Annotated in this window: 14 protein-coding genes; 9 read left to right on the plus strand and 5 right to left on the minus strand. The window is 48.7% G+C overall.

Going from position 1 to position 16094, the window contains the following annotated elements; all coding sequences use genetic code 11:
* Positions 1-171: 171 nt before the first annotated feature.
* The 5 genes from BFC17_RS15180 (at position 172) to BFC17_RS15195 (ending at position 5329) form a co-directional block, all read left to right on the plus strand.
* On the plus strand, positions 172-2106 hold the full coding sequence (locus BFC17_RS15180) for an alpha/beta hydrolase family protein (RefSeq protein WP_139142098.1): 1935 nt from the start codon (positions 172-174) through the stop codon (positions 2104-2106).
* Between the two features lie 154 nt (positions 2107-2260).
* Complete coding sequence (gene ppk2 / locus BFC17_RS15185; RefSeq protein WP_229680925.1) at positions 2261-3193, plus strand: polyphosphate kinase 2; 933 nt, start codon at positions 2261-2263, stop codon at positions 3191-3193.
* Positions 3194-3368: 175 nt separating this feature from the next.
* Positions 3369-3533 carry a hypothetical protein gene (locus BFC17_RS22605; protein WP_175439581.1) on the plus strand — a complete coding sequence of 55 codons (165 nt, stop codon included), beginning with the start codon at positions 3369-3371 and terminating at the stop codon, positions 3531-3533.
* 34 nt (positions 3534-3567) lie between these two features.
* A complete protein-coding gene (locus tag BFC17_RS15190; RefSeq protein WP_083271768.1) occupies positions 3568-3870 on the plus strand; it encodes a hypothetical protein in 303 nt (100 codons plus the stop codon).
* A gap of 235 nt (positions 3871-4105) precedes the next feature.
* A complete protein-coding gene (locus tag BFC17_RS15195; RefSeq protein ID WP_070177348.1) occupies positions 4106-5329 on the plus strand; it encodes a multidrug effflux MFS transporter in 1224 nt (407 codons plus the stop codon).
* Between the two features lie 7 nt (positions 5330-5336).
* Here BFC17_RS15195 and BFC17_RS15200 read toward each other — a convergent pair whose 3' ends face one another.
* The 4 genes from BFC17_RS15200 to ilvC all read right to left on the minus strand — a co-directional run bounded on the left by BFC17_RS15200 (position 5337) and on the right by ilvC (position 8613).
* Positions 5337-5684 carry a hypothetical protein gene (locus BFC17_RS15200; protein ID WP_070177349.1) on the minus strand — a complete coding sequence of 116 codons (348 nt, stop codon included), beginning with the start codon at positions 5682-5684 and terminating at the stop codon, positions 5337-5339.
* Between the two features lie 202 nt (positions 5685-5886).
* Positions 5887-6345, minus strand: a complete 459-nt coding sequence (locus BFC17_RS22940; RefSeq protein WP_070177350.1) for a hypothetical protein — start codon at positions 6343-6345, stop codon at positions 5887-5889.
* On the minus strand, positions 6312-6941 hold the full coding sequence (locus tag BFC17_RS22945; RefSeq protein ID WP_083271769.1) for a DNA topoisomerase IB: 630 nt from the start codon (positions 6939-6941) through the stop codon (positions 6312-6314). Before BFC17_RS22945 ends, BFC17_RS22940 begins: the two co-directional genes overlap by 34 nt.
* Positions 6942-7131: 190 nt before the next feature.
* Complete coding sequence (gene ilvC, locus BFC17_RS15215) at positions 7132-8613, minus strand: ketol-acid reductoisomerase (protein WP_070177944.1); 1482 nt, start codon at positions 8611-8613, stop codon at positions 7132-7134.
* A gap of 155 nt (positions 8614-8768) precedes the next feature.
* On the opposite strand from ilvC, the gene ilvY reads away from it, so the two are divergent.
* Entirely contained in the window at positions 8769-9632 is an 864-nt protein-coding gene (ilvY, locus tag BFC17_RS15220) for an HTH-type transcriptional activator IlvY (protein WP_070177945.1), read from the plus strand.
* Here the strand turns inward: ilvY and BFC17_RS15225 are convergent.
* A complete protein-coding gene (locus tag BFC17_RS15225) occupies positions 9614-11125 on the minus strand; it encodes a YifB family Mg chelatase-like AAA ATPase (protein ID WP_070177352.1) in 1512 nt (503 codons plus the stop codon). The genes ilvY and BFC17_RS15225 overlap by 19 nt on opposite strands.
* 507 nt (positions 11126-11632) lie before the next feature.
* Between BFC17_RS15225 and BFC17_RS15230 the strand changes: the two genes are divergently transcribed.
* Genes BFC17_RS15230 through ilvA form a run of 3 tightly spaced genes read left to right on the plus strand, consistent with a single transcriptional unit; the run spans position 11633 to position 15980 of the window.
* Positions 11633-12565, plus strand: coding sequence for a branched-chain amino acid transaminase (locus BFC17_RS15230; protein WP_070177353.1), 933 nt, complete (start codon positions 11633-11635; stop codon positions 12563-12565).
* A gap of 29 nt (positions 12566-12594) precedes the next feature.
* Positions 12595-14445 (plus strand): dihydroxy-acid dehydratase, encoded by a 1851-nt coding sequence (ilvD, locus tag BFC17_RS15235; RefSeq protein ID WP_070177354.1) that lies wholly within the window; start codon positions 12595-12597, stop codon positions 14443-14445.
* Positions 14442-15980 (plus strand): threonine ammonia-lyase, biosynthetic, encoded by a 1539-nt coding sequence (ilvA, locus tag BFC17_RS15240; RefSeq protein ID WP_070177355.1) that lies wholly within the window; start codon positions 14442-14444, stop codon positions 15978-15980. Before ilvD ends, ilvA begins: the two co-directional genes overlap by 4 nt.
* The last annotated feature ends 114 nt before the right edge of the window (positions 15981-16094 follow it).

The following is a 16094-nucleotide window of genomic DNA, read 5'->3' on the forward strand; positions in this document are numbered from 1 at the left end:
TAACACTATAAAGGTACTAACGCAGACATAAGCAGAATCTACGCCAGAAGTTTACTCTTTTCGTTCCTTGCACTACAGCAATTTCCGCCGACAAGCGGCTTGTTGCGACTGTTGAGCACTTTCGTTTATATTGTGTTTGCTATTTTTATTATAAAAAACAAGGAACGTAGAATGATTTGCCGGTCTGTAAAGTTAGTGGCTTTATTGTGGGGAGTTTTCTTTTTATTACCCGCTTTCGGAGAGCCTCAACCTGTCGATGTGTTTGCCCGTTTGCCGCAATTTTACAGTGTTGCTATGTCACCTGACGGCAAGCGAATTGCCATGGAACGTAATTCGGCGAGCGAAGATTTAGCCGCCCTGATGACTCTGGACCTGGCTACCGGTAAGGCCTACTACCTGCTTAAGGCCGATAACCGCCAGGTTAAGATAAACTGGTATCACTGGGCTAACAACGAAGACCTGCTTGTAAGCGCCCGTTATGAAGTTTCTGAAGGCGGGCAGAAATTCTTTAAAACCCGCCTGTATAAAATGAAATACGACTCCCAGGGCGAAACGCCGGAACAGGTGATCGACTGGCGGCATATTAAACGCTACCAGAACGATGCGGGTTATGTCCCCCAGTTTCAGGATGACATTATTGATTATCTGCCCGATGATCCTGACAACATTTTAATGGCAATCGATATTTCCCGCCCCTTTGAAAAGTCGGTTTTCAAAGTCAGTTTAAAATCACGGAAAATACAGCGGTTGATCAAAGGGAAAAAGCGGATCCGGGACTGGATTACTGATCGTCAGGGCAACGTGCGAATTGGTATTGCGTTGGATTATGAAACCGGCGACCGGCAAATCTTTTTGCGTGATGAAGACGACAACTACGAAGAGCTGTACGCGTTTAATGTGTCTACCGACAAACCGGTTTATGTTGCAGGATTTGCGCTGGATCCCAACATTTTGTACATCAAAAAATACTTAAATCAATTTAAGGCGCTATACAAACTGGATTTGACAACCCGTGAGGAAACTCTGGTGTATGCCGACGACAGTTACGACGTGGATGGCGGGCTCATCTACTCGCCTAAAACCAGGGATGCGATTGGGGTAAAGCACAGTAATGCACCAGGTGGCCGGTATTATTGGGATGACCGTTATGCACCGCTGCAAAAAGGTCTCGATAAACTGTTTAAGGGTAAACACAACTACCTTAGAGGGTTTAGCACCAACGAGGACATTTATCTGCTTTATTCCGAAAGTGATACGTCGCCGGGCCGTTATTACATTGGTAATCAGAAAGAAGTCACCATCAACTTTTTGTTTGATCAGTATCCGGATATAAACACGGACGTTTTAGCCGAGCATAACCTGATAACCTTTACCGCTCGCGACAAAGCCGAGATCGAAGGCTACCTTACATTACCAAAACAAGGGCAGGCGCCTTACCCAACGGTGATATTTCCTCATGGCGGGCCAAGTGGCCGCGAGTATGACGGTTTTGATTACTGGACTGCCTATTTTACCAGCCGTGGCTATGCCGTGTTACGGCCTAATTTCAGAGGCTCCTCCGGGTATGGTTTTTCCTTTAGTGAGTCACAAATGCAAAACTGGGGTATGGCCATGCAGGATGATGTAGTGGATGGCACCCAGTGGATGATTGATCAAGGCTATGCAGATAAAAATCGCATTTGTATTGTGGGTGCCAGCTACGGTGGATTTGCTGCGTTGGCGGCCACCGTGAAAAGCCCGGACATGTATCAGTGCGCGGTAAGCTTTGCCGGTGTGAGTGATTTGGACCGGCTGGTACGCCGGGCAAGGGGATTCCTGAACTCAAAGCTGGTACAGAAGCAAATTGGCGAAGACAGTGATGACCGGGATCGTCGCTCCCCGATTAACTATGTGGAAAAAATCAAAACCCCAATTCTGCTGGTGCATGGTGAGGAAGACCGGGTGGTGCATGTAGAGCAAAGCCGCATGATGGCCGGCGAACTGGAAGATGAAGACAAATCCTTCCGCTATGTTGAACTACCTATGGGTAATCACCATTTATCCATTCAGTCTAATCGCGTAAAGTTCTTTCAGGAAATGGATAAGTTTCTGGCTGAATATTTATAATCCATGTCGACCTGGGAGAGGTGCCTGAGCGCACCTTTCCGGGGCTTCGGTTTGCTTTTGATCCAGATCAGACGTGACGGGATTAAGCGTGAAACTGCCCTCCGAAAAGGTGGTAACAGGCGTACAATTATTCCAGATAGAAGGAGAATTGAACGTGTCCGAAACGCAAAAACTAACCGCAGTGCCGACCCCGGCAGATGATAACGAACATCCCCATTCACTGGCCGAAATGCGCCATGACGATCAGTATATTGCCGAGTCATTTCGCTCTGGTGAATACCCGTACAAGCGCAAGGTAACGCGACAGTTCTACGAGCAGCATAAACATCAGTTGCAGGTAGAACTGCTTAAAGTACAGAAATGGGTTAAAGAAACCGGCGAGCGGGTTGTTATGATCTTTGAAGGACGCGATGCGGCGGGTAAAGGCGGCACCATAAAACGTTTTATGGAACATCTTAATCCTCGTGGTGCTCGGGTTGTTGCGCTGGAAAAACCCTCTGAAGAAGAAAAAGGACAATGGTACTTCCAGCGTTACATTAAGCATTTACCCACCGCCGGCGAAATAGTGCTGTTTGACCGTTCCTGGTATAACCGGGCAGGCGTAGAACGGGTAATGGGTTTTTGTGAGCCCAATGAATATCTTGAGTTTATGCGCCAGACCCCTGAGCTGGAACGGATGCTGGTTAACAGCGGTATCCGGGTATTCAAATTCTGGTTCTCGGTAACGCAGGAAGAACAAACCCGTCGTTTCCAGAAACGCGAAACCGATCCGCTGAAACAATGGAAGTTAAGCCCTATTGATAAACTGGCTCAGCAAAAATGGGACGACTATACCGAGGCCAAAGAAGCTATGTTTTTCTACACCGATACCAATGATGCGCCCTGGGTGGTCATTAAGTCTGATGATAAAAAACGGGCTCGCCTTAACTGTATGCAGTATTTCTTGCACTCCATGCCTTATCCTAATAAGGACAGACGTATTGCTAAAGCGCCGGATCCACTGATTGTGGGCCGTGCTTCAACCGTTATCGACCGGGATAATCATATTCTGGGTAAGTCGCTGCATCCTGATCAGCAAAAAGGCTAACCGCTGGGTAAAAGTGTCTGCTTGGGCAGACACTTTTACACACTGCCCCCCTAAACTTTTCCTGTGATTAATATCTAACCCGTTGTTCCATAGTGCTATTTAAGATCTGGCAAGCTATTCGCAATGTAAGCTTGTTATGCCGCGAACGCGGCGCCGTATTTTAAAGGAATAGCAGATGATTATTTTTATCCTTATCGGGCTGACTGTACTAGCCACTTTTATCAAAATGCAGGGGGCATCCCGGGTAATGAACAGTGTGGGAAAATTCATCTTGGTGTTAAGTGTTTATGTGGTATTTTTAAACAAAGTAGTCAAAGCATTACTGTTCAGACATCATTAAAACATAAAGTACACCTGCTAAGGACACTCTGCTTATGAAAGCGAACAAACATTTATCTACCCTCCTTGTTGTGAGTTTTTTTACCCTGTTTTTAAGCGCTTGTAGCGAAGAAAAGAAAGAGCAGGCGGAAGATTCGCTGAGTAAGTTTAAAAGTGCAGCCAGTCAGGCCATGGACGACGCTAAAGTGGCCGCTTCTGATGCCGCAGACAAAGCTAAGGAAATGGCTGAAGATGCCGCGGATAAAGCCGAAGATTTAGCCGATGATGCAGGCGATGCCCTTGAAGATGCCTGTGAAGACGCCAAAGAGAAATTAGACCTGAAAGACAAAGACTGTTAATCCCCCATACTATATATGTTGTGCGCGCAGCGCTGGCTGCGCCGACCTTCGTTTCCGCCTTTTGTCCAGACTGTGCGTAAAAAGCGTTAAAATTCTGCGCTATTTTACCGCTATTTCACGCTTAACTCAGCGCAGTCAGCGTAAAGTTCCTGTATACTAGCCGGCTAATTTATGGGCTGTTTTTTCAGTTTACTCAGCAGTCTTAAGTCCTTACCAGCCGGAATACTCTCTAGTTATGACCCAGAAAACCGCTCACGTTAAACCTGCACTTGGCTTACCTGAGTTTATCGCATTAATGGCGGTAATGACGTCGTTGGTGGCGCTGAGTATTGATGCCATGTTACCGGCTTTATCAGCCATTGGCTCTGCTATGGGCGCAGCGGATGTGCATGAGAGTCACTTAATTGTGTCTTTGTTCTTTGCTGGGATGGCGGTAGGACAGCTTTTCTTTGGGCCCTATTGTGATACCCGGGGACGCCGTGAAGCCATAATCCTTGGGCTGGCTATTTTTGTGGTAGGTACCATCGTGTGTATGCTCGCTGAGGACATGCAAACCATGTTAATCGGACGCGTTATTCAGGCATTCGGGGTGTCTGGCCCTCGTATTGCCTCAACTGCTGTTATTCGCGATCAGTTTGCTGGCGAAGCCATGGCCAGGGTCATGTCATTTATTATGATGGTGTTTATTTTAGTGCCTATGCTGGCGCCTATGGTAGGGCAGTGGGTACTCAATATAGCATCCTGGATCCATATCTTTACCCTGTTTCTTGTAGTGGCTGTAATGACCGGCGCATGGTTTTGGATTAGACAGCCAGAAACGTTACCAGCCAGTCATCGTCAGGCTTTTTCGTGGATGCAGTTTTTCCGCTCGTCGTGGTTTATTGTTACCCATAAGCCGGTGATTGGCCCAACGTTGGCTATGGGTTGTGTGTTTGGAGGCTTTCTTTCTTATCTGAGTGCCTCGCAAACCATTTTTCAGGGTTTTTACGGGGTAGGCAAAATGTTCTCGTACATCTTTGCCCTACTGGCCTTTTCCATCGGCCTGGCTTCTTTTATCAACAGTAAGATTGTAATGCGCATGGGGATGTATCGGGTAACGCAACTAGGCTTGGTAGGCTCTGTCGCATTTGCTGTGATCTTTCTGGGCATTATCGAAATCTCGGGTGGGTTGCCGCCGTTAGCAGTAACAATAGCTTCGTTATTTATAGGTTTTTTCTTTGTGGGTTTGCTATTTGGTAATCTGAACGCGATTGCCATGCATCCTCTGGGAGATATGGCAGGGCTGGGTGCGGCGATTATTGGCTCATTGTCGAGTATTATTGCTGTGCTGGTGGCGACTACAGTAGATTCTTACCTTACTGATGATCTGGTACCTATTGGAATTGGCTTTGTGGTGTTCTTTTCCCTTTCGTTCATTATTATCCGGTTTAGTATGGATAAACCGGAAAATGTAGGATAGTCTCTGCTCAGCGTGAGCGAAGCCCATTAGCCAGCTGGACAACTGCACGGGGACGCAGGTTTTCAACAACTTCCACCTGTCGGGAGTGACGCTCGCCATTGCGTAATTTATCGTATTGGATTTGCTTCATTTCCAATTGTTTGGCGAATTCATAAAATGCCATACAATCTTCCCGACTGAGCTCGTTATGCTCACGGGTAAGCTGTGTATCAACGTACATGTTTTCTCCATTAGCCGTCAGCGTAGCCACTGCATCGTAAGGTTGGCCATATTTTTCAACCCGTAATGCGCGCACCATTTTGACTTCGAATATCCAGTTGCCAATTTGAGTGAATCTGGAAATGCCTAATTGCATGAAAAACTCCCCTTAAGATAACGCTAATTATTATGCATTGCTTTTTTAGATAACCGGACACTATTACAAGCAGTGTGCCAACTATTAAGTTTAATAATTTCAGCCAGTTATGTTTTACAGGTGAAGGGCGCTACATCTCATCTGTTGCCAGTTGGTAACACGACAGCGTGATTTGCATCGACGCTGCGAAGCAGCCTCGGGATCAGAGTAATGCTAATACGGCATTCTCAGAGGAGGTAAGAGATGTACCCAGCCAGTCAACCGGTGCCGTAAATTCGGGGGCAGAACCATCGCGGTTATAGTTGGTTGTGAGGGCAGACAATACCGCAGGATGAATATAGTACTTTTTACAGATTGCAGGTGTATTACCCAGCTCGCCGGCAACCAGCTTTACCAGCGTGGAGTCGAATTTTCGGCTTGGATGAGCCTCTGTATGTTCTGCTGCTTCACAGGCCAGCTGCATGGCCAGTCGCGTGCCTGTCCAGGTACGAAAATCCTTAGCCGAAACAGGAAGGCCGGTGAGGCCTTGTAGGTGCTCATTAACATCGTCGCTAAGTAAGTCCTGCCAGTGTCCGTTTTTCTTGTAGCGTAGCAACGGATAACCCGGCTGTGCTGCACTTTCACTAATCAGCTGTGACGCCACCGGATCGGAAATTTCCACATGGCGTTCCTTGCCATGTTTACCGGTAAAGTGAAAAACCAAATCTTCCCCTGAGAGTCCAGGTGTTTACGCCGCAACGTAGTTAAACCTGTGGTGCCGTTTTCCTGTTGATAGGTTTTGTTGCCAATACGCATACCGGTGCGATCTAACAGCATCAGTGCCAGCGCACAGGATTTTGTGATATCCCAGTCTGGCCGTTCCAGAGCCTCTACATAGTGCTTGCGGATAGTCGGAAGCTGGCGGGCAAAAGCTTTGAGCCTGGCAAATTTCTCGGCCTGTCGCTGAAGCTCCCATTGTTCATGATAGATATACTGTTTGCGTTGACGCTGATCATAGCCAAACGCCTGAATCTTGGATTGGTTACAGGCGCTGATTTTCACATCCTGCCACATAGGCGGGATCACCATGGCTTTAAAGCGTTTAAGTAAATGTCGCTCGGTTATCCTGGTGTTGTCAGGTAACCGGTACTGAAACCCACGCCCGTATTTATGGCGGGTAACATTAAAGCTCTCACACTCGTGAATTTCCCTGACGTGCTTCGATGCCACGCTACAGGTGTATCGTCTGGCTACCGTCGTTGGTGCGTTTATCCCCATCTGTTCCTTTACTTCTGACCGTGAAGTGACAACGGTTTATACGGTAGTCAGTCGTAGTGGTTCAGTTTATGTCTTAGTAGCGATGATGCAGGCAGGTTGGCGTGGAAGGATGTTTATTACAGGCATAAAAAAGCCCGACCAAATTGGTCGGGCAAAAGGGCTTGGTTAAGCACCTAACGACAGAAACTGTCTACGCTTCGATGATGGCTTTCATATCCGTCATGTAACCGCGTAATTCTTTACCAATGGCTTCAACGCCAGTGTTGCGAATCGCTTCGTTAACCTCGGTCAGACGTTTGTTGTCTACCTGGTTAGACGTTACGTTCAGGCCACGACCGATAACTGATGTATCGATGTTTGGCATGAACTTCTCGCGCAGTAATGGTACTGCTGCGTTCGCAAATAAATAGTTACCGTATTCTGCAGTGTCAGAAATAACCACGTTCATTTCGTACAGACGCTTACGCGAAATGGTGTTCGAAATCAGAGGCGTTTCGTGCAGTGATTCATAGTAAGCTGACTCTGGCAGAATGCCTGCTTCAACCATTACGTCGAAGGCCATTTCTACACCGGCTTTAATCATTGCCACTAACAAAATACCGTTGTCGAAGAATTCCTGCTCTGAGATTTCGCCGTCGTAAACCGGGGCATTTTCAAAACCAGTCTGACCGGTTTCTTCACGCCAGCCTAACAGGTTTGCGTCGTTGTTTGCCCAGTCTGCCATCATGGTGCGTGAGAATTCACCGCTGATGATGTCGTCCTGGTGTTTTTCAAACAATGGGCGCATCAGAGTTGTCAGTTCTTCTGACAGTTCAAATGCTTTCAGTTTCGCTGGGTTAGACAGGCGATCCATCATGTTGGTTACGCCGCCGATTTTCAGCGCTTCAGTGATAGCTTCTAAGCCATACTGGATTAAAGCTGCTGCGTAGCCGGCGTCGATGCCGTCTGCAGTCATTTTTTCGTAAGCCAGAATAGCTGCAGTTTGTTGCATACCACAAAGGATAGTTTGCTCACCCATCAGGTCAGACTTAACTTCGGCAACAAATGATGATTCCAGAACACCAGCACGGTCACCACCAGTGGCACTTGCCAGTGCTTTAGCGATTGGCCAGCCTTCACCTTTCGGATCGTTCTCAGGGTGAACAGCAATCAGTGTAGGTACACCGAAACCACGCTTGTATTCTTCACGAACTTCAGTACCCGGGCACTTAGGTGCACACATAACAACAGTGATGTCGCTACGGATTTGCTGACCTTCTTCAACAATGTTGAAGCCGTGTGAGTAACCTAAGGTTGCGCCTTCTTTCATTAAAGGCATCACTGCTTCAACTACGCTGGCGTGCTGCTTATCCGGAGTCAGGTTATAAACCACATCCGCAGTTGGGATCAGATCCTGATACGTACCAACTTTAAAACCGTTGCTTGATGCGCGCTGGAATGAGTCACGTTTCTCATCAATCGCAGCCTGACGCAGAGCGTATGCTACGTCTAACCCCGAGTCACGCATGTTGAGTCCCTGGTTCAGGCCTTGTGCACCGCAGCCAACGATGACAATCTTTTTACCTTTAAGAAACTCACAACCTTCAGCAAATTCGTCGCGGTTCATAAAACGACAACGACCTAACTGGTCCAGTTGCTGGCGTAGAGACAGAGTATTAAAATAATTAGCCATTTTTAAATAATTCCGAACATCTTTTGTCATTATCCCATCGCTTCATACAGCAGGGATGACCTCGTCATTGACGACTTGCAGCGAACAATACGCTACCCCTATCGTTTTGAAAAATGATATATTTGCAAAACAGTATTGCAAAAAGTGAAATCACCATGGATTTTCGCAGTCTACAGCTATTTAATCATCTCGCAAAAAGCTTACATTTTGGTGACACGGCGGATGCCATGTACGTGTCGCCGTCGACTTTAAGCCGGGTGATACAGCGCTTGGAAGAGGAATGCGGCTGCGTGCTGTTTAAACGCGATAACCGTTCGGTAGCGCTCACGCACGGTGGTCATAAGTTGTTGAATTTTAGCGAGCAAGTACTAGGTGAATGGCAAAAGATAAGGCAGGAGTTACGGGATGACGGTAAGGCCTTACAGGGGGAGCTAAGCCTCTATTGTTCGGTAACTGCCAGCCAGAGTCACCTGCCGGCGGTACTGTCTCGTTTTCGTCAGCGTTACCCGGGGGTGGACATTCGTTTGGTAACTGGCGATCCCGGTCTTGCAATCGATCATGTTAAGCAAAAAAAATCCGATGTGGCTATTGCAATCAACTCACCGGGCTTTCCCACCGACCTGTGTTTTTCCGGGTTAGATTTTGTGCCGCTGGTATTAATTGCGCCCCGTGACTGGCGGTTAACTCAGCTCGCGCAAGTCGACTGGCGGGTAAATCAGGTGATCCTGCCTGAGCAGGGGCCAAGCCGCCGGATTGTGTATCACTGGTTTGCTGAGCATGGTATCCGGCCTAATGTTTACGCCTCGGTAGGCGGTAACGAAGCCATTGTGTCCATGGTGGCGCTGGGCTGTGGCATTGGTTTTGTGCCGCAGGTAGTGCTTGAGCATTCCAGCATGGCATCAAGCGTTACCCGTATTCAGGTTGATGATATAGGTTCCTACGAACTGGGCCTGGCCTGTTTGCAGGAACGCCGCCACGAACCTCTGATTAATGCGTTGTTTCAGCTTGAATTAAACTGACGAATTAAATTATCCAGCGCCCGGTAACCAAGAGCTTCACCAATATGATCAGTGCTGATTTGCCTCTCATTATTTAAATCGGCAATGGTCCGGGCTACCTTGATAGTTCGGTGAAACACCCGCATGGAGAGCTTTAGTTTGGTTGCAGCCCGTTGTAAAAATTCCTCGGTGTCGCTGTTCATGGGGCAGTGAATACTCAGTTCGGCCACGCTAAGACTGGCATTGCTTTTCCCCTGCCTGGCCTGCTGCCGCGCATAAGCTTCCATCACACGAGCTTTGGCCTCTATGGCACTATCATCAGTCTGACTGGTTTGGGCAAATGCATAGGAATCGGGCCGCCTGACTTCTATCTGAATATCAATACGGTCCAGCAACGGGCCGGATAATTTACTTAAATAACGCTGAATTTGCTGACTGGTGCTGCGCCCATCGTCAATATCCCCTGTTGGACTTGGGTTCATTGCGGTTAACAGTTGAAAGCGGGCGGGGTACTTTGCCTGTCCCGAAGCTCTGGATAAGCAAATATCGCCGGTTTCCAGTGGTTCGCGCAGCACATCAAGGGCTTGTCGGCCAAATTCCGGTAACTCATCTAAAAACAGCACGCCATTGTGGGCTAGTGACACTTCGCCCGGTTGCGGATGCGCGCCGCCACCGGTAATGGCTATTGCCGAAGAGGTATGGTGAGGCGAGCGAAAAGGTGGAGTAAGCCAGTCAGCGGTATTGCGCTGTTCGCCTTTAATTGAATATAGCGCAGCAGTGGCAAGTGCCTGCTGGTGTGTTAGTGGTGGTAACAGCCCCACCAGTCGACTCGCCAGCAAGCTTTTACCGGTGCCTGCGGGACCTACCATCAGCAGATTATGCGAACCTGCGGCGGCTATGGTTAACGCGCGTTTGGCCTGTTGCTGGCCGATAATATCATCCCAGCGGGGCGCTGGCGGGGTTGTGGTAATGGCATTTTCGGTATGCCGGAGTGTCAGTATTTGTTGCCCGCTAAAATGTAAAAAGGCGCTCAGCAACGTGTCGGGCGTAATATAACTCAGCGCTTCTATCAGTTGAATTTCAGCTTCATTGCCTTGGGGAATTAGCAATGTGTGTTGTTCCGTGGCACAGCTCATGGCCACCGGCAATAAACCCGATACCGGTCTGATATCGCCATTCAGACTCAGTTCACCGGCGACCTCTGTCTGTTCCAGCTGTTTTTGCTCGATTAATCCCATGGCTATCAGGATCCCAAGAGCAATTGCCAGGTCGTAACGGCCACCACTTTTGGGGATATCCGCCGGCGCCAGATTAACAGTGATCCGCCGGGCTGGATATTCGAAGCCACTGTTAATCAGTGCACTACGTACCCTTTCTTTGGCTTCCTGGACGGCGGTTTCGGCTAAACCAACCAGTTTGAAAGAGGGCAATCCGTTGGAGAGGTGCACTTCCACCTTAACCTTTGGTGCGTTAATGCCAGCGGCTCCTCGCGTGTATACAATTCCCATTCCCATAGCTGTTCTGCATTGTTGTGATGGTATACCGGTAGTGTAGAGGGAGCCGGGATGGGCTCAAACTGGGCCTTGGTGCAGATTCGTCGAAAGAATTGGCGATTTAGTCGGTCAAAAGGTTAATTTTTGTTCCCTGCCCTTGATCAGCTGTTGGGATCCGTGGTATTTCTACGCCCCTGAAAGGCGAGTCGCTACAGCCAGGCAACATTTACCTTTCAATAGCCAGCCAAAAACTTCCGAATCTGTGTCTACAACTTGTCATCGTCGGCCAATAAAATCATTGGTGAAAACGGTATGTTTTATCCGAGCAAACTGATCGGCCCGCTGTAATTTTGCGAGTATCAATAAATTTGCCTCGGTTTACATTATTTTCTGCGAAAAATGCCTCTGTGCATTGGGTCGCGAGTCCGCGTCATGTATCATTCATCGCGGTATTATTTATGGTGGTCAGTGACATACTGACTACACTTTACGGGTTCACAACATCCCGCTCGTTCTTAAGGAAACGTCATGGCTAAGCAACTTGCTGATTATATCTGGTTTAACGGTAAAATTATCCCCTGGAAAGAAGCTACCGTTCACGTAATGACTCACGCTATTCACTACGGTTCATCGGTCTTTGAAGGTGTGCGTGCCTATAACACACCAGATCAGGGCACCTGTGTATTCCGTTTACAGGAACATACCCGTCGCTTGTTTGACTCGGCCAAAATTTATCGCATGAACATCCCGTACACCATGGATGAGTTAAATCAGGCGCTCATCGATACCATTGTTAAAAACGATCTGAAATCCGCCTATATTCGCCCGATTGCTTTCTTCGGTGATATTGGTATGGGTATTAAAGTGCCTCTGGACGCTGAAGCGGAAGTATCGATTGCAGCTTTTGAATGGGGTGCTTATTTAGGTGAAGAAGCGCTTAAAAATGGCGTTAACGCCGGTATCTCTTCATGGAACCGCTTAGCAGCCAATACCATTCCTACCGGTGCGAAAGCCGGTGGTAACTACCTGTCTTCACAGCTTATCTCAATGGAAGCGCGTCGCCATGGTTATGGTGAAGGTATTGCATTAGATACAAACGGTTTCATTAGTGAAGGCGCGGGCGAGAACATCTTTGTTATCCGCGACGGTGTTATCAGCACTACCCCTAAAACAGCGGCTATCCTGCCGGGGATTACCCGCGACACTGTCATGACCCTGGCTAAAGAACTGGGTTACGAAATTCGCGAAGAGAACATTCCGCGTGAAGCTATGTACCTGGCTGATGAAATCTTTATGTGTGGTACTGCTGCCGAAGTAACACCGGTAAACAGCGTTGACGGTATTACCGTTGGCAAAGGTGGTCGTGGCCCAATCACTGAAGAAATCCAAAACATGTTCTTTGGTTTGTTTAACGGCAAAACCGAAGATAAATGGAACTGGTTAACGCCGGTTTATAAGTAATAAATACCCCCACGGGACGAGAGTTTTTTATGCCTAAGTTAAGATCTGCTACTTCAACCCAAGGACGTAACATGGCTGGTGCGCGCGCTCTATGGCGGGCCACCGGTATGAAAGACGGCGATTTTGGTAAGCCCATTATTGCTATTGCTAACTCCTTTACGCAATTCGTGCCTGGCCACGTGCATTTAAAAGACATGGGCCAGCTTGTGGCGCGCAGTGTTGAAGCGGCAGGCGGTGTGGCAAAAGAATTTAATACCATCGCGGTAGACGACGGTATTGCCATGGGCCACAGCGGTATGCTGTACAGCCTGCCGTCCCGTGAAATTATTGCTGACTCAGTAGAGTACATGGTCAATGCGCACTGCGCCGACGCCATCGTGTGTATCTCTAACTGTGACAAAATCACCCCGGGAATGTTAATGGCCTCTATGCGCCTGAACATTCCGGTTGTGTTTGTCTCCGGTGGCCCGATGGAAGCCGGTAAAACCAAACTGTCTGATCAGCTGATCAAACTTGACCTGGTTGATGCCATGGTTGCAGCGGCCGACGATAAAGTGTCTGATGATGATTCGGATAAAATCGAGCGTTCAGCCTGCCCAACCTGTGGTTCGTGCTCTGGTATGTTTACTGCCAATTCCATGAACTGCTTAACCGAAGCGCTGGGTTTATCCCTGCCGGGTAATGGTTCGATGCTGGCCACCCACGCCGACCGTGAAAACCTGTTTAAGCAAGCGGGTGAACTGGTGGTTGAGTTGTGTGAACGTTGGTACAAAAACGATGATGCTTCGGCTCTGCCGCGTAACATTGCTAACTTTAATGCCTTTGAGAATGCAATGAGTCTGGATATCGCTATGGGCGGCTCCACCAATACTATTCTGCACTTACTGGCAGCCGCAATGGAAGGTGAAGTGCCATTCACTATGGCTGATATCGACCGTTTATCCCGTAAAGTACCTCACTTATGTAAAGTGGCACCGTCTACGCCGAAATACCATATGGAAGATGTACACCGTGCCGGTGGCGTACTGGGTATCTTAAACGAGCTGAATAAAGGCGGCTTGTTACATGGCGATTGTGCCCATGTATTAGGTAAAAACATCGGTGATGTGATCAGCGAGTGGGATATTACCAATCCGGAAAACACCGACGCGATTACGTTCTATCGTGCTGGCCCGGCTGGTATTCGCACCACCAAAGCCTTTAGCCAGGATTGTCGCTGGGATGACGCCGATGACGACCGCAGCGAAGGATGTATCCGTGATATGGAACACGCCTACAGTCAGGAAGGCGGTCTGGCCGTACTGTTTGGTAACCTTGCTGAGAACGGCTGTATTGTTAAAACCGCAGGTGTGGATGAATCCATCCTTAAATTCACCGGTCGTGCGCGTATCTTCGAAAGTCAGGACGATGCTGTTGCTGGTATTCTGAATGATCAAATCGTTGCAGGTGACGCGGTAATCATTCGTTACGAAGGCCCTAAAGGCGGCCCGGGTATGCAGGAAATGCTTTACCCAACTTCCTATCTGAAATCTAAGGGCTTAGGTAAAGAGTGTGCGCTTATCACCGACGGTCGCTTCTCTGGTGGTACCTCAGGTCTGTCGATCGGTCACTGTTCGCCAGAAGCTGCCAGTGGCGGTGGTATTGGTCTGGTGCAGGAAGGCGACACTATCGAAATCGATATCCCTAACCGTACCATTAATATTGCTATCACTGATGCTGAATTACAGGCTCGTCGCGTAGCGATGGAAGCCAGTGAGCGTCCATGGCGTCCGGTTAATCGTCAGCGTGAAGTGTCGCTGTCGCTGAAAACCTTTGCCATGCTGGCAACCAGTGCCGATAAAGGCGCGGTACGTGACCCATCCAAACTGGAAGATCTATGACCGTTAGCGATCACGAATACCTCAAAAAAATCCTGTTAGCCCCGGTTTATGACGTGGCGGTTAACAGTGATTTGGTATTGTTATCCCGATTAACCGCCGAACTGGGCAACGACGTTTACTTAAAGCGCGAAGACCAGCAGCCGGTTAAATCCTTTAAGTTGCGCGGTGCGTATAATCGTATCGCCAACCTCACCCCAGAGCAGGCCAACGCCGGGGTTATCGCGGCCTCTGCCGGTAATCACGCTCAGGGTGTTGCCTATGCGGCAAATATGAAAGGCATCAGCGCGACTATCGTGATGCCAGAAACTACGCCGGATATAAAGATTGAAGCCGTACGTCGCTTTGGCGGTCAGCACGTTAATATTGTGCTGCATGGTACTAACTTTGATACCGCCAGTGCCCATGCTCGCGCTCTGAGTGCGGAGCATGGCTATACGCTGGTACCGCCGTTTGATGATCCGGATGTTATTGCCGGTCAGGGCACCATTGCCCGTGAACTGCTGGAACAAAATCCGAATCTTGAGACGCTGTTTATTGCAGTTGGTGGCGGTGGTCTGGCGGCGGGTATTGCGGTATACCTCAAGCAGTTAAAGCCGGAGATTAAGATCATTGCCGTGGAGTCTGAAGAGTCTGCGTGCTTTGTTGCGGCTAAAGAGGCTGGCCAGCCTACGAGCTTAAGCTCGGTGGGCATTTTTGCCGACGGCGTTGCGGTTAAATTAATGGGTAGCGAAACCTTCCGCCTGTGCAATCAGTACGTTGATGAGATCATGACGGTCACCAACGACGAGATTTGCGCCGCCATTAAGGATATTTTTGACGATACCCGCGTAATCGCTGAGCCTGCTGGTGCCATGTCAGTGGCCGCTATTCGCAAGTACGTTAAGCAAACCGGCATTCAGGGCAAAAAGCTGGGTGGCATATTGTGTGGCTCTAACACCAATTTCCACACCTTACGTTATGTCTCTGAACGCTGTGAGTTAGGCGAACAGAAAGAAGCGGTGTTTGCGGTAAAAATCCCGGAACGTCAGGGCGCCTTTAAGCAGTTTTGTGAGTGCCTGGGTGGCCGAACGATTACCGAATTTAACTACCGCTATGCCTCGCAGAACGAAGCGCACATTTTTGTGGGCATTAAACTGCGTGGTGGCCGTGCTGAATTTGATGAGCTTACCGCTGAATTAACCGACAAAGGCTATCAGTGCTTCGACTTATCGGATAACGAGCTGGCCAAGCTGCACGTACGCCATATGGTGGGTGGACGTCCGCCAACGATTCTGAACGAAGTGGTGTTTAGCTTTGAATTCCCGGAATATCCGGGCGCGCTGTTAAACTTCTTAAACACCTTAGGTGAGCGCTGGAATATTACTTTGTTCCATTACCGCAACCATGGTGCAGCAGAGGGGCTTGTGCTGGCTGGCTTTGATATTCCGCCAGAAAGTCGCGAAGCTTTTGATGAGCATGTTACCGCGCTTAATTACACTTGTCAGGATGTCACAGACAACCCGGCTTACCGGTTCTTCTTATCAGAGCCTAAGTAACGTAAAAACACCCGGCAACAGCCGGGTGTTTTGTTTCTGGCCAGCACCAGCCCGTAATCGTGATGTATAAAAAATAGCCAGTCTGCGCTCACCACTCTATACTAAACCCAATTA

It is taken from the genome of Marisediminitalea lipolytica (genome assembly GCF_001758465.1).
GTDB classification, from domain to species: domain Bacteria; phylum Pseudomonadota; class Gammaproteobacteria; order Enterobacterales; family Alteromonadaceae; genus Alteromonas; species Alteromonas lipolytica.

What these genes read in the sequence shown, in the direction of transcription:
- BFC17_RS15225 (WP_070177352.1), bottom strand. Translation starts at nt 11,125, where the DNA reads ATGGGAATGGGAATTGTATACACGCGAGGAGCCGCTGGCATTAACGCA.
- BFC17_RS15200 (WP_070177349.1), bottom strand. Translation starts at nt 5,684, where the DNA reads ATGCAATTAGGCATTTCCAGATTCACTCAAATTGGCAACTGGATATTC.
- ilvD (WP_070177354.1), top strand. Translation starts at nt 12,595, where the DNA reads ATGCCTAAGTTAAGATCTGCTACTTCAACCCAAGGACGTAACATGGCT.
- ilvA (WP_070177355.1), top strand. Translation starts at nt 14,442, where the DNA reads ATGACCGTTAGCGATCACGAATACCTCAAAAAAATCCTGTTAGCCCCG.
- BFC17_RS15180 (WP_139142098.1), top strand. Translation starts at nt 172, where the DNA reads ATGATTTGCCGGTCTGTAAAGTTAGTGGCTTTATTGTGGGGAGTTTTC.
- BFC17_RS22945 (WP_083271769.1), bottom strand. Translation starts at nt 6,941, where the DNA reads ATGGGGATAAACGCACCAACGACGGTAGCCAGACGATACACCTGTAGC.
- ilvC (WP_070177944.1), bottom strand. Translation starts at nt 8,613, where the DNA reads ATGGCTAATTATTTTAATACTCTGTCTCTACGCCAGCAACTGGACCAG.
- ilvY (WP_070177945.1), top strand. Translation starts at nt 8,769, where the DNA reads ATGGATTTTCGCAGTCTACAGCTATTTAATCATCTCGCAAAAAGCTTA.
- BFC17_RS15230 (WP_070177353.1), top strand. Translation starts at nt 11,633, where the DNA reads ATGGCTAAGCAACTTGCTGATTATATCTGGTTTAACGGTAAAATTATC.
- BFC17_RS22605 (WP_175439581.1), top strand. Translation starts at nt 3,369, where the DNA reads ATGATTATTTTTATCCTTATCGGGCTGACTGTACTAGCCACTTTTATC.
- BFC17_RS15195 (WP_070177348.1), top strand. Translation starts at nt 4,106, where the DNA reads ATGACCCAGAAAACCGCTCACGTTAAACCTGCACTTGGCTTACCTGAG.
- BFC17_RS15190 (WP_083271768.1), top strand. Translation starts at nt 3,568, where the DNA reads ATGAAAGCGAACAAACATTTATCTACCCTCCTTGTTGTGAGTTTTTTT.